The organism is Microbacterium sp. MPR-TSA4, assembly GCF_058792815.1.
The window spans coordinates 43,036-55,645 of the sequence record NZ_JBXAFF010000007.1 but is presented as its reverse complement, the minus strand read 5'-3'; the positions used below and the strand labels follow the sequence as shown (position 1 = coordinate 55,645).

Sequence of the window (12,610 nt, the reverse complement as noted above, 5' to 3'; positions counted from 1 at the left end):
CACGAGGCCGGGACGAGGCGGCGCGTAGCCAGAGTCGAGGCGACGGTCCGGGAACTCTCAGGGGCACTGTCGTAGAGTCCTGACGTGCTGCGCCTGTTCGGAATCCTGATCACCGTGGCCGCGGCGATCGCCGCGGCCGTCGTCACCTGGCCGCAGTTCTTCCGCCTCGAGCAGACCTTCCCGTTCGCGCAGATCGTCTCCCTGCGCGGGGTCGTCGTCATCGTCTTCGGCGTCGTCTTCGTGCTCGGGCTGCTGCTCGCCCTCGCGCGGCCGCTGCGGGCGTTCGCCGGGACGATCGCGATCATCGCCCTCGTCGCCGGCCTCGTGAACGGCGGCATCCTCCTGTCGCGGGGCCTCGGGTCGGGCACGCTCCCCGAGCCCACCGCCACGTCCATCCGCGTGATGACCTGGAACACCGCCGGCGCCGCGACCGACGCGCAGCTGATCGCCCAGACGGCCGTCGCGATGCGCGCCGACATCGTGGCCCTCCCCGAGACGACGATCGAGACGGGCGAGGCGGTCGCCATCGCGATGCGCGAGATGGGCTCGCCCATGTGGGCCCACCACGAGAACTACGGGGAGCGTCCCGGCTACCCCGACTGGGCCGCCAACTCGACGACGCTGCTCATCTCGCCCGCGCTCGGCGACTACGCCGTCGTCGCGTCCACCTCCGACGGCGCGACCAACACCTCCGCGGTGCCCAGCGTGGTGGCGATGCCGGTCGACGGCAGCGGGCCGACGATCGTCGCCGTGCACGCGGTCGCTCCGCGCCAGGACCGCATGGAGGACTGGCGGGGCGATCTGGAGTGGGTCGCGAACCAGTGCGCCAGCGACGACGTGATCATGGCGGGCGACTTCAATGCGACGGTCGATCACATGGCGCGACTGGGCGTCGACGGGGGCGACCTCGGACGCTGCACGGATGCCGCGGCGCAGACCGGCTCGGGCGGGGTCGGCACCTGGTCGACGGCGTGGCCCGCCCTCCTCGGCACACCGATCGATCACATCATGGCGACCGACCGCTGGACGGCGACCGGATCGGTCGTGCTCGGCTCCCTCGACGCGAGCGGCAGCGACCACCGCCCCCTGATCGTGCAATACGACGTGCGCGACGCCACACAGCCCGCCGACGGGTGAGCGGAGGTGCGAGACTGGAGGGCATGAGCACGAGCGAGAGCGCCACGACCGACACCGCCGTCACCTCCACCGAGAACACCAACCGCAAGCAGCCGTTCCCGCGGGGCTTCCTCGAGACGATCTCGACCGGGTGGGCGGATCGCCCCGACCTCACTCCCCCGCCGCGCGAGCAGGCGCCCTACACCGCCGCACGCCGCGCGGCCGTGTCCGCCGCGTTCCCCGGGCGCCGCCTCGTGCTGCCCGCCGGCACCTACAAGCAGCGGTCGAACGACACCGACTACCCGTTCCGCGCCCATTCGGCCTTCACGCACCTGACCGGCTGGGCGAGCGACAGCGTGCCCGAGTCGGTGCTCGTCTTCGACCCGCGGGCCGACGGCTCGGGCCACGATGTGACCCTCTACCTGCGCGAGCGCGCCGACCGCACCACCGCCGAGTTCTACGGCGATGCGACGATCGGCGAGTTCTGGATCGGGCCGCGGCCGGCGCTGGACGGCGTCGCGAGCGACCTCGGCATCGCGACCGCCCATATCGACGCGTTCGCGCCCGGGGAGGGCGACCTCGTCCTGGACGAGGACGACGAGCTGACCCGCTTCGTGTCCGAGCTGAGACTCATCAAGGACGAGTACGAGATCGCCCAGCTGCGCCTCGCGGTGGAGGTGACCGCCCGCGGATTCGACGACATCGTCGCCGACGTGCCGCGCATCATCGCCACGCCGCGCGGAGAGCGCGCCGTCGAGGGCGTGTTCCACCACCGCGCACGCGTCGACGGCAACGGCGAGGGCTACGACACGATCGCCGCGTCCGGCCCGCACGCCTGCTACCTGCACTGGACGCGCAACGACGGCGCCGTCGTGCCCGGCGATCTCATCCTCATCGACGCCGGCGTCGAGGTCGACAGCCTCTACACGGCCGACATCACGCGCACGCTTCCCGTGAACGGCACCTTCTCCCCCATCCAGCGCACGATCTACGAGACCGTCCGTGAAGCCGCCGACGCCGCCTTCGCGGCCGCCCGACCCGGCGTGAAGTTCCGCGCGGTGCACGAGGCCGCGATGCGCGTGATCGCCGCCCGCGTCGCCGAATGGGGTCTTCTTCCCGTCACCGCCGAGGAAGCCCTCGACCCCGACGCCGGTGGGCAGCACCGCCGCTACATGGTGCACGGCACGAGCCACCACCTCGGTCTCGACGTGCACGACTGCGCGCAGGCACGCCGCGAGATGTACTACGACGGCGTGCTCGAGCCGGGGATGGTGTTCACCATCGAACCGGGCCTGTACTTCCAGATCGACGACCTCACCGTTCCGGAGGAGTACCGCGGCATCGGCGTGCGCATCGAGGACGACGTCCTCATGACGGCGGACGGACCCGTGAACCTCTCGGCCGCGATCCCGCGCACGGCGGACGAGGTCGAGGCCTGGATCGCGGGACGCACCGTCACGAGCTGATCGCGGCATCCCGCGCCTGCGCGCGCAGCCACGGCACCACCGACGCCGCGAGGCCGGCGCCCACCTCGGCGGCCGGACGTCGGCGTCCCTTCACCTCGAAGGAGTGCCCGCCGCCGTCGACCCACACGACCGAGGCGTCGCGGCACGTCGCGACGACCTCCTCGAACTGCGCCCGCGGCTGGATGAACGGGTCGACCGTCCCCTCGACGAACAGCTGCGGCGCCGCGACGGACGGCAGGTGCGCCGCCCGCAGCTTCTCCGGGGCGCCCGGCGGATGCAGCGGGTAGCCGAGGTAGACGAGTCCGGCGGGCGAGATCACGCCGTCGGCGGCCGCCATCGACGCCATGCGCCCGCCGTAGGACTTTCCCGCCGCGAACAGCGGGACCCCGGCGACCGCCGCGCCGGCGGCGGCGACGGCCGCGGTCCACGCGGCGACGGCATGAGCGGCCGGTCCCGGCATCCGCCGCCCCGCCTGCGCATACGGGAACGCGAAGCGGAGGACGCCGACCCCCTCCGCGGCCAGCGCATCGGCGAACCCGATCAGGAACGGATGGTCCATGCCCGCGCCCGCGCCGTGGGCCAGGGCCATGACCGCCCAGGGGCTCTCCGCCGCCGACAGCGCGGTCGAGACGGTGACGACGCCCGCGGGCAGCGCGACCTCCATCACCGCTCCGCGGCGGCCGACCCCGTGTCGCGGTCCTCGTCGGAAGGGGGTGCGTCCGGCGCGGCGGCCGGACGGCCCTCGCCGTCGATGCGCTCGCCGTACTGCGGCGGATCGATCCGTTCTCCGTACTGGGGAGGTGCGGCCGGCCCGGGTACGGGCGCGGCCGGCGAGGCGTGCACGGGGTGCGCCGGCGCGGGCGCGACCGTCCGGCCCACGACCTCACGCGCACGATGGATGCTGCGTGGCAGCACGGTGACCTCGTACCGGTCGGCGAGCACCTGCGTGACGGAGGTGTAGTCGCGACGGCGGCGCACGATCGAGTAGGTGACGATGCTCATCAGCATCCCGAGGGCGATGCCGACGAGCATGACGCCTACGAAGAGCTGGATCGCGGCGTTCGGCGTGCCCAGCACGAAGATCGCGGAGAAGAGGAGACCGAGCAGGATGCCGTTGATGGCGCCCGATCGCGCGGCGGCGGCGTAGCCGAGTCGGCCGGTGACGGTCTCCACCGATCGCAGGCCATGGCCGACGATCGCGATGTCGCGCGCCGGGATGTCTGCTTCGACGAGCTGCGAGACGGCCTTCTGCGCGGCGGGATACGTCGCGTAGTCGGCGATCTTCTCGCCCTGCTCCTGGGGGATTCCGCCCAACATGCTCACCCGACCATCTTGTCATGCGCACGCTGCGCGTCGGCCTCGCGGAGGGCGCGCGGACTACGCTGGTCGAGTGAGTACGCAGAGGGTTTTCGTGGCACGCCTGGTGGGCTGCACCGTCTTCGACCCCGCGGGCGATCGTCTCGGCAAGGTCCGGGACGTCGTCGTCATCTACCGAAAAGACGACCCGCCGCGTGTCGTGGGGCTCGTCGTCGAGATCCCCGGGCGCCGGCACGTCTTCCTCTCGATCGGACGCGTCACCTCGATCCAGTCCGGACAGGTGATCACGACGGGCCTCATCAACGTGCGCCGCTTCCAGCAGCGCGGCGGCGAGGTGCGCGTGATGAGCGAGATGCTCGGGCGCAAGGTGTACTTCACCGACGGCTCCGGCCACGCCGTCATCGAAGACGCGGCGATCGAGCGCAACCGCCTCGGCGAGTGGGACATCGGGCAGCTCTTCCTGCGCAAGCCCCGGACGAGCGCCTCCCCGTTCGCGAAGGGTCCGACGACCTTCGCCAACTGGGGCGACGTCCGCGAGCAGGCCGTGCCCGGCGAAGCGCAGTCCGCCGAGCAGCTCGTCGCGACGTTCTCGGAGCTCAAGCCCGCCGACCTCGCCAACACGCTCCTCGACCTTCCCGAGGAACGGCTGCTCGAGGTCGCCGAGGAGTTGTCTGATGACCGTCTCGCGGACGCGCTGGAGGAGATGCCGGAGGACGAGCAGGTCCACATCCTCGAGGCGCTCGGCGACGAGCGCGCCGCGGACATCCTCGATCAGATGGAGCCGGACGACGCCGCCGACGTCCTCGCGCAGCTGCCCGAGGACCAGCGCGAGGAGCTCCTCGAGCTGATGGAGCCCGAGGAGGCGGAAGACGTCCGCGCCCTGCTCAAGTACGGGCCCGACACCGCCGGCGGTCTGATGACGAGCGAGCCGATCGTGCTGTCGGCCGATGCGACCGTGGCCGAGGCGCTCGCGCTCATCCGCCGCCACGAGCTGCACCCCGCCCTCGCGGCGGCCGTCTTCGTCACCCTCCCGCCGTACGAGACACCGACCGGCCGGCTGCTGGGAACCGTCCATTTCCAGCGGATGCTGCGCTATCCCCCGCACGAACGGCTCGGCGCCATCATCGACGACACGCTCGATCCCGTGCCGGTGACCGCCTCCGCCGCCGAGGTCGCGCGCCTGCTCGCGAGCTACAATCTCGTCTCCCTGCCGGTGGTCGACCCGGCGCATCGGCTCGTCGGCGCCGTGAGCGTCGACGACGTGCTCGACTACCTGCTGCCGGAGGACTGGCGTTCCCATGACGGCACCGACGATCCGCTCGTCGTCCCCGCCACCACCGCGACGATCCCGAGGAGGCCCTGATGGCCAAGGCGAAAGACCGCCGCATCCCCTCGCTGGACGCGCCGCGCGGGCGCGCCGGCATGCTCAACCGCACGCCCCAGCCCTCGCGCGACCGGTTCGGCCGGTTCTCGGAGGCGTTCGCGCGGGCGATGGGCACCTCCGGCTTCCTCATCGGCATGTCGGTGTTCGTCATCGTGTGGCTGTGGTGGAACTCGGTGATGCCGCGCGACATCCAATTCGACGCGGCGGAGAACAACTTCACGCTGCTGACGCTCATCCTGTCGCTGCAGGCCTCCTACGCGGCCCCGCTGATCCTTCTCGCGCAGAACCGGCAGGACGACCGCGACCGCGTCCAGATCGAGCAGGACCGCCAGCGCGCCGAGCGCAATCTCGCCGACACGGAGTACCTGGCGCGCGAGGTCGTCGCGTTGCGGATGGCGATGACGGACGTCTCGGAGCACGTGGTCACCCGCGACGTGCTGCGTCAGGAGCTCAAGGCGCTGCTCGAGTCGCTCGAGGAGTCGCGCGAGACGTCGCCGTCGACCCCGGGCACGGCCCCCGAGCCCTCATGACGGCGCCGCAGGCGCACGACGATCCGGACGCGCTCCGCCGCGACGCCGTGCAGCGCGCGGTCGGGGCGGTCATGGACCCCGAGCTGCGCCGTCCGCTGTCGGAGCTCGACATGGTGCGAGATGTGCGCGTCGTCGGCGACCGCGCCGACGTCGGGATCGCGCTGACGATCGTCGGCTGCCCCGCGGCCGACCGGATCGAGCGCGAGGTGCGATCCGCCGCGGCGAGCGTGCCGGGCATCGCGACCGTCGAGATCGCGGTCGGGGTCATGACGCCCGCGGAGCGCCAGGAGCTCACGGCGCGCCTGCGCGGAGGCCGCGCGGCGCGCACCATGCCGTTCGGCCCCGACTCGCTGACCCGCGTCATCGCGGTCACCAGCGGCAAGGGCGGCGTGGGAAAGTCGAGCCTCACGGCGAACCTCGCCGTCGGCCTGGCCGCGCGCGGTCTCGCCGTCGGTCTCATCGATGCGGACGTGCACGGCTTCTCGATCCCGGCGCTGCTGGGTCTCGTGGATGCCGAGGGCCGCCCGCCCGCGCCGACCCGGATCGACGACCTCATGCTCCCGCCGGTGGCCTTCGGCGTGAAGGCCATCTCCATCGGGATGTTCCTGCCGCGCGACCAACCGGTCTCGGCGGCGGTCGCGTGGCGCGGGCCGATGCTGCATCGCACCGTGCAGCAGTTCCTCACCGACGTCTACTTCGGCGACCTCGACATCCTCCTCATCGACATGCCCCCGGGAACGGGAGACGTGGCCATCTCGGTGGGCCAGCTGCTCCCCCACGCCGAGGTCCTCGTCGTCACGACGCCGCAGACCGCCGCCTCCGACGTCGCGGTGCGCAGCGGACTCGTCGCGGCGCAGACCGGGCAGCGCGTCATCGGCGTCGTCGAGAACATGGCCGCGATGACGCTCCCCGACGGCAGCGTGCTCGACCTGTTCGGCGCCGGCGGCGGCGCGGCGGTCGCGGCATCCCTGTCGGGCGGCGGACACGACGTGCCGCTGCTCGCCTCCGTTCCGCTGAGCGTGGGGCTGCGCCGCGGCGGCGACGAGGGCGTGCCGATCGTGGTCGCCGATCCGGACGATCCCGCCGCGCGGGCCATCACGGCGGTGGTCGACGCTCTGGCGCGCGCTCCGCGTGGCCTCGCCGGCAGATCGTTGCCGCTCACCCTGCGCTGAGCGGCCGGCCGGTCAGGTGGCCTCGTCGTCGTAGGGGACGTCGAGCTCGGGATCGAAGGCGGGCGTGAGCGGCGTCGGCGAGGTGGCGGCGATCGCCGTGCCGACGGCGGCCGCGCGGACGGCGGGAACCGGCGCGTCGTCGAGGAGCGCGTCGCGGATGATGCGGCGCGGGTCGTACTGGCGGGGATCGAGCTTGCGCCACTCGACGTCGTCGAAGTCCTCGCCCAGCTCGTCCTTGACGCGCGTCTTCGCACCGCTCAGCCACTCGCGGGCGCGCACGGTCAGCTTGGCGAGCGTCTCGGCGTAATGCGGCAGCCGCTCGGGTCCGACCAGGAGGGCGGCCACGATCAGGATCAGGACGAGCTTGTCCCAGTCGAGGCCGAAGAACATGACTCCAGGTTACCCGTGCGCCTGCCCGCCGCGACGCGACCGGCACCGTACGCTGGGGGCGGAGGACGAACATGGCCGATCAGGACGCGATCCGCAGGTACGTCGACGAGATCACCGTCGAACCCGAGGCGATCGAGCGCGCCCGTGCACACGCGCTCGAGCTCGGCGCCGATCCGATCAGCCCCGCCGTCGGCGCGCAGATCGCCGTCATCGCCGCCACGACCGCCGCCCTCAACATCGTCGAGATCGGCACGGGGGCCGGCGTCTCCGGCCTCTGGCTGCTGCACGGCGCCCCCCGGGCGACGCTGACGACGATCGACAAGGAGCCGGAGCATCTCGCCGCCGCCCGCGTCGCCTTCGCGGATGCGAAGGTCCCGCCGGCACGCGCGCGCTTCATCGCCGGACGGGCGACGGAGGTCCTCCCCCGCATGAACGAGGCGTCCTACGACATCGTGCTCGTGGATGCCGATCCGGAAGGCGTCATCGACCACGTCGAGCACGGCCTGCGCCTCGTGCGGGCCGGGGGCACCGTGCTGATCCCGCGCGTGCTCGCCGGCGGAGCGGTCGCCGACCCCGTGCGTCGCGACCCGGTGACGACCGCGTTCCGCACCCTCATCCAGGAGACCCAGTCCTCCCCCGCCGTGCTGGGCGCGCTGTCGATCGTGGGCGAGGGGCTCCTGCAGCTGACGACCGTCGCCGCCGACGCGCGCTGAGCGCGCGGTCCGGCACCGGGGGACGGAAAAGGGTCGGTCCGAAGACCGACCCTTCTCTCGTATCGGAGGAACTCAGGCCGCGCCGACCACGCCGCCGAGCACGCCGTGCAGTTCCTTGGCCTCTTCGTCATTGACCGAGACGACGAGTCGACCGCCGCCCTCGAGGGGAACGCGCACGATGATCAGGCGCCCCTCCTTCACGGCCTCCATCGGTCCGTCACCGGTTCGCGGCTTCATGGCTGCCATCGCGGGCTCCTTTTCGTCATCGGACTACCTGTCAAGTTTATCGGTAAGCCGAGACAGTGGCCGAACGCGGCGTGCCGCGGCGTCATTCTCACGGGATCTGTGTGTACGTGTTCCCGAGTGCGAGCATCTGGTAGATCCACCACCACTGGCCGACGAGACCGAGCACCAGCATCCCCACACGCCAGAGCCGGTGCGGCGGCAGCGCCAGCGCTCCGTAGAGCGGTGCGAGCGGCAGGAGCAGTCGGAAGATGCTCGACTGCGGGAAGAACACGAGCAGCAGGTACAGCAGATACGCGCCGGACCACAGCCGCACCTCGACGCCCAGACGGCGCACGTGCGGCTCGAACAGCAGCAGCGCCGCGACGGCCACGACCGCCACGACGAGTGCGATGTAGCCGAGCACCTCGGGCAGGCCCCACAGCCGGAACCACAGGGCCGCCGCCTGGACGAACCCGTCGAAGGGGACGAAGCCGCCCTCGCCGATCCAGCCGCGCCGCCACGACAGCTCCGTCTCCATGTACGCACTCGGGTCACCGGTGACGACGCCGGCGATGAACTGCCAGGAGAAGCCGACCGCGACGGCGAGAAGACCCAGCAGCACGATGTGCACGACCTCGACGGCGGCGAGCGGGTCGGTGCGCCGCCGCACCCACCGGTACACCCCGTAGGCGCCCAGCAGGAGGGCGAACGCGAGCACCCCCGGGCGGGTGTAGCCCATCGCCGGGATCAGCAGGTACAGCCATCCGAACCGCCGCAGCTGCAGGCACCGCAGAGCCAGGAACAGCCAGAGCAGGAAGAGCGACTCGGCATAGCCCATCTGAAAGAGGGCCGCCAGCGGGGATGCCGCCAGCAGCGCGACCGCCCACAGCGCCGCCGCCGCGTCGATCCGTGCGCGGAGCAGATGGAAGAGCACCAGGCAGGCGAGGTAGCCGGCGACGATCGCGAGGACGACGGCGGCGAGCGGGTAGTTGCCGCCCAGCACGACCGACAGCGCACGCGTGAGCGCGGGGTACAGCGGCATGAACGCCCACGCGTTCTGCATGACGTGCCCGGTCCCATCGACCGGGAGCTGATCGGGATAGCCCGCCGTGCCGACGACCCAGTACCACTGGGCGTCCCACCCCATCGACAGCGTGCCGATGTTCGCGTCGGCCCCGAACCGCGAGGTCGGACCCGACAGCTCCGCCGCGATCGCCAGGAACACCGTCGTGACGACCCGCGCGGCGACGTACACCACGGCCACCGCCAGAGCGGGCCGGAGCCGGCCGAGGCGGTCGACGGGCGACCATCCGCGCGCCGGCACCCCCGCATCGGTCAGGGCGCGCTCAGCCACGCGCGCAGCCCACGTTCGACGTCCTCGATCTGCGCGTAGGAGACACGCTCCTCGTCATGGTGCGCGAGGCTCGGGTCGCCCGGGCCGTAGTTGACGGCCGGCACGCCCAGCGCCGCGAAGCGCGCCACGTCGGTCCAGCCGTACTTGGGCCGGGCCTCGGCGCCGACGGCCGCCAGGAACTCCTGAGCGAGCGGCGCATCCAGCCCGGGCCGCGCGCCGGCGGCGGCATCGACGATCTCGACGTCGAAGCCCTCCAGCACGCGGCGCACGTGCGCCTCCGCATCCGCGACGCTCCGGCTCGGGGCGAAGCGGAAGTTCACCTCGACCTCGCACAGGTCGGGGATGACGTTTCCCGCGACGCCGCCCGAGATGCGGACGGCGTTGAGCCCTTCGCGGTACACGAGCCCGTCGACCGCGATCTCCCGCGGACGGTACTCGGCGAGGCGCGCGAGGATCGGCGCCGCACGGTGGATGGCGTTCTCCCCCATCCAGGCGCGGGCGCTGTGGGCGCGCACCCCGTGGGTGCGGGCGATGGCGCGGAGCGTGCCGTTGCAGCCGCCCTCGACCTGCCCGTTGGACGGCTCGCCCAGGATGGCGAAGTCCGCGGCGAAGAGATCCGGGCGGGTGCGGGCGAGACGGGTGAGGCCGTTGCGGTCGGAATCGACCTCCTCGTTGTCGTACCAGAGCCACGTGATGTCCACGCGCGGCGCGATCAGCTCGGCGGCGAGTTTGAGCTGCACCGCGGTGCCGCCCTTCATGTCCACCGTGCCGCGGCCCCAGAGATGGGGTCGGCCGTCGACCTCGATGTCGCGGGTCGGCAGGTTGGCGTTGATCGGCACGGTGTCGATGTGCCCGGCGATCGCGACCCGACGGTCGCGTCCGAGAGCGGTGCGCGCGACGATCGTGTCGCCGTCGCGATACACCTCCAGGTGCGCGAGGGGCGAGATCGCCGCGAAGATGGCGTCGGCGAGCGTGGCCTCGTCGCCGGAGACGCTCGGGATGTCGCAGATCGTGCGCGTGAGGTCGACGGACGAGGCGGACAGATCGAGCACGGGCATGGGCCGAGTCTATCGAGGCCCGCCGCTTCGATAGCCTGGACGCATGAGTGAGCAGCGGACGGTATGGGGCATCGGCCTGGCGACGACGAGCGGCGACGGGACGGTGCTGGACACCTGGTTCCCGGAGGTGCGCCTCGGCGCTCCCACCGACGCCGACGTCGCTGCGGCCGCCGCGACGTGGGGTTCCTTCGCCGAGCCCGACGAGCGCCGCGCGGTCGGGGTCGAGCTCGTCACCGTCGCGGTGGACCTCGATGCGGCGCCCGCCTCGACGCCCGATGCGTACCTGCGCCTGCACGCGCTCTCGCACCGCGTCGTCGCGCCGAACGACCTCAACCTCGACGGCATCTTCGGACACCTGCCGATCGTCGCGTGGACCACCGCGGGTCCCATGCATCCGGGCGACGCGGAGCGGCTCCGGCCGGCCCTGCAGCGCGCCGGCATCCAGGTGCACGGCCTCGACAAGTTCCCGCGCCTGCTCGACTACGTCACGCCGCCGGGCGTGCGCATCGCGGATGCCTCCCGGGTGCGCCTGGGGGCGTACCTCTCCCCCGGCACCACGGTCATGCACGAGGGATTCGTCAACTTCAACGCCGGCACCCTCGGCGCGTCCATGGTGGAGGGCCGCATCTCGCAGGGCGTCGTCGTGGGCGACGGCTCGGACATCGGCGGCGGCGCGTCGATCATGGGCACCCTGTCCGGCGGTGGGACGCACCGGGTGTCCATCGGCGCGCGGACGCTCCTGGGCGCCAACGCGGGCATCGGCATCTCGCTCGGCGACGACTGCATCGTCGAGGCCGGCCTCTACGTGACCGCGGGCACCAAGATCGTGCTCTCGAACGAGGCGCCGCTGCACGACGGGTCGCGCCCGGTCGTCAAGGGCGGGCAGCTGTCGGGGCAGAACAGCCTGCTCTTCCGGCGGAACTCGCTCACGGGCGCCGTCGAGGCCGTGCGCCGCGAGGGCGTGGGGGTCACCCTCAACGAGGCGCTGCACGCCTGAGAGCCGGCGGCGGCTACGATCTGGTCATGAGCGACCGGATGCCGAAGAAGCCGTACGAACGCGAACTGAAGCGGCTGCAGGCGCAGCTGGTCGACATGCAGGCGTGGGTCCAGTCCACCGGCGCGCGCATCGTCGTCATCTTCGAGGGGCGTGACGCGGCCGGCAAGGGATCCACGATCAGTCGCGTCTCCCAATACCTCAATCCGCGCGTCACCCGCGTGGTCGCCCTGCCGACGCCGACCGAGCGCGAGAAGTCGGAGTGGTACTTCCAGCGCTACATCGCCCACCTCCCGGCCGCCGGCGAGATCGTCCTGATGGACCGCTCGTGGTACAATCGCGCGGGCGTCGAGCACGTGATGGGGTACTGCACGAACGCCGAATACCATCGCTTCCTGCACCAGGTGCCGATTTTCGAGCGGATGCTGGTGGAAGACGGCATCCTGCTGAAGAAGTACTGGTTCAGCGTCTCCGACGTGGAGCAGGAGAAGCGGTTCCGCTCGCGCAACGACGACCCGATGCGACGGTGGAAGCTCTCGCCCAACGACGTCCTGTCCATCACGAAGTGGGAGGACTACTCGCGCGCGAAGGACACGATGTTCGTCCACACCGACATCCCCGAGTCGCCGTGGTTCGAGGTCGACAACGAGGACAAGCGTCGCGGACGGATCAACATGATCCACCACCTGCTGTCGCAGATCCCCTACGAGGACGTCGAGCGGGCTCCCATCGACATCCCGCCGCGCCCCGCCTCCGGCGGCTACGAGCGGCCCCCGCGCGAACTGCAGAACTACGTGCCGGACTACGCCGCGACGATCGCGCGCTGACCGGCGTCGCAGAATCGGAGTTCGACGACAGCATCGGATGCCGCGGCTCGCGCCGACCGCATCC

Annotated in this window: 14 protein-coding genes; 8 read left to right on the top strand and 6 right to left on the bottom strand. The window is 71.8% G+C overall.

Translation table 11 applies throughout. From position 1 onward, the window contains the following. Positions 1-84 precede the first annotated feature (84 nt). On the top strand, positions 85-1,137 hold the full coding sequence (locus AC1Q49_RS05620) for an endonuclease/exonuclease/phosphatase family protein (protein ID WP_492491167.1): 1,053 nt from the start codon (positions 85-87) through the stop codon (positions 1,135-1,137). Positions 1,138-1,160: 23 nt separating this feature from the next. Next, positions 1,161-2,582 carry an aminopeptidase P family protein gene (locus AC1Q49_RS05615; RefSeq protein ID WP_492491166.1) on the top strand — a complete coding sequence of 474 codons (1,422 nt, stop codon included), beginning with the start codon at positions 1,161-1,163 and terminating at the stop codon, positions 2,580-2,582. Here AC1Q49_RS05615 and AC1Q49_RS05610 read toward each other — a convergent pair. Next, positions 2,572-3,246 (bottom strand): alpha/beta hydrolase family protein, encoded by a 675-nt coding sequence (locus AC1Q49_RS05610; RefSeq protein ID WP_101306069.1) that lies wholly within the window; start codon positions 3,244-3,246, stop codon positions 2,572-2,574. The two genes, AC1Q49_RS05615 and AC1Q49_RS05610, sit on opposite strands and share 11 nt — an antisense overlap. After that, positions 3,246-3,899, bottom strand: a complete 654-nt coding sequence (locus tag AC1Q49_RS05605) for a YflT domain-containing protein (protein ID WP_492491178.1) — start codon at positions 3,897-3,899, stop codon at positions 3,246-3,248. Before AC1Q49_RS05605 ends, AC1Q49_RS05610 begins: the two co-directional genes overlap by 1 nt. A gap of 73 nt (positions 3,900-3,972) precedes the next feature. Between AC1Q49_RS05605 and AC1Q49_RS05600 the strand changes: the two genes are divergently transcribed. Genes AC1Q49_RS05600 through AC1Q49_RS05590 form a run of 3 tightly spaced genes read left to right on the top strand, consistent with a single transcriptional unit; the run spans position 3,973 to position 6,985 of the window. Next, a complete protein-coding gene (locus tag AC1Q49_RS05600; RefSeq protein ID WP_060960164.1) occupies positions 3,973-5,262 on the top strand; it encodes a magnesium transporter MgtE N-terminal domain-containing protein in 1,290 nt (429 codons plus the stop codon). Beyond that, the gene (locus AC1Q49_RS05595) at positions 5,262-5,813 is read left to right on the top strand and encodes a DUF1003 domain-containing protein (RefSeq protein WP_101306067.1); all 552 of its coding nucleotides are present in this window, start codon (positions 5,262-5,264) and stop codon (positions 5,811-5,813) included. The genes AC1Q49_RS05600 and AC1Q49_RS05595 overlap by 1 nt, the downstream gene beginning before the upstream one ends. Beyond that, entirely contained in the window at positions 5,810-6,985 is a 1,176-nt protein-coding gene (locus tag AC1Q49_RS05590) for an Mrp/NBP35 family ATP-binding protein (RefSeq protein ID WP_492491165.1), read from the top strand. Before AC1Q49_RS05595 ends, AC1Q49_RS05590 begins: the two co-directional genes overlap by 4 nt. A 12-nt stretch (positions 6,986-6,997) precedes the next feature. Here AC1Q49_RS05590 and AC1Q49_RS05585 read toward each other — a convergent pair whose 3' ends face one another. Then, the gene (locus AC1Q49_RS05585) at positions 6,998-7,375 is read right to left on the bottom strand and encodes a twin-arginine translocase TatA/TatE family subunit (RefSeq protein WP_060960161.1); all 378 of its coding nucleotides are present in this window, start codon (positions 7,373-7,375) and stop codon (positions 6,998-7,000) included. Positions 7,376-7,446: 71 nt separating this feature from the next. On the opposite strand from AC1Q49_RS05585, the gene AC1Q49_RS05580 reads away from it, so the two are divergent. Then, positions 7,447-8,088 (top strand): O-methyltransferase, encoded by a 642-nt coding sequence (locus tag AC1Q49_RS05580; RefSeq protein WP_060960160.1) that lies wholly within the window; start codon positions 7,447-7,449, stop codon positions 8,086-8,088. Positions 8,089-8,160: 72 nt separating this feature from the next. Here AC1Q49_RS05580 and AC1Q49_RS05575 read toward each other — a convergent pair whose 3' ends face one another. The 3 genes from AC1Q49_RS05575 to dapE form a co-directional block, all read right to left on the bottom strand. Continuing rightward, entirely contained in the window at positions 8,161-8,334 is a 174-nt protein-coding gene (locus AC1Q49_RS05575) for a DUF3117 domain-containing protein (RefSeq protein WP_082734206.1), read from the bottom strand. Positions 8,335-8,422: 88 nt separating this feature from the next. Further along, positions 8,423-9,667, bottom strand: a complete 1,245-nt coding sequence (locus AC1Q49_RS05570; RefSeq protein ID WP_191008410.1) for a hypothetical protein — start codon at positions 9,665-9,667, stop codon at positions 8,423-8,425. Then, the gene (dapE, locus tag AC1Q49_RS05565; protein WP_492491164.1) at positions 9,649-10,725 is read right to left on the bottom strand and encodes a succinyl-diaminopimelate desuccinylase; all 1,077 of its coding nucleotides are present in this window, start codon (positions 10,723-10,725) and stop codon (positions 9,649-9,651) included. The genes AC1Q49_RS05570 and dapE overlap by 19 nt, the downstream gene beginning before the upstream one ends. Before the next feature lie 43 nt (positions 10,726-10,768). Here dapE and dapD point away from each other — a divergent pair, with 43 nt between their 5' ends. Together dapD and ppk2 are read left to right on the top strand one after the other, a co-directional pair. Further along, positions 10,769-11,722, top strand: a complete 954-nt coding sequence (gene dapD, locus AC1Q49_RS05560; RefSeq protein WP_191008408.1) for a 2,3,4,5-tetrahydropyridine-2,6-dicarboxylate N-succinyltransferase — start codon at positions 10,769-10,771, stop codon at positions 11,720-11,722. Between the two features lie 38 nt (positions 11,723-11,760). Continuing rightward, positions 11,761-12,546: a polyphosphate kinase 2 gene (ppk2, locus tag AC1Q49_RS05555; RefSeq protein ID WP_205283558.1), complete on the top strand. Its 786-nt coding sequence runs from the start codon at positions 11,761-11,763 to the stop codon at positions 12,544-12,546. The last annotated feature ends 64 nt before the right edge of the window (positions 12,547-12,610 follow it).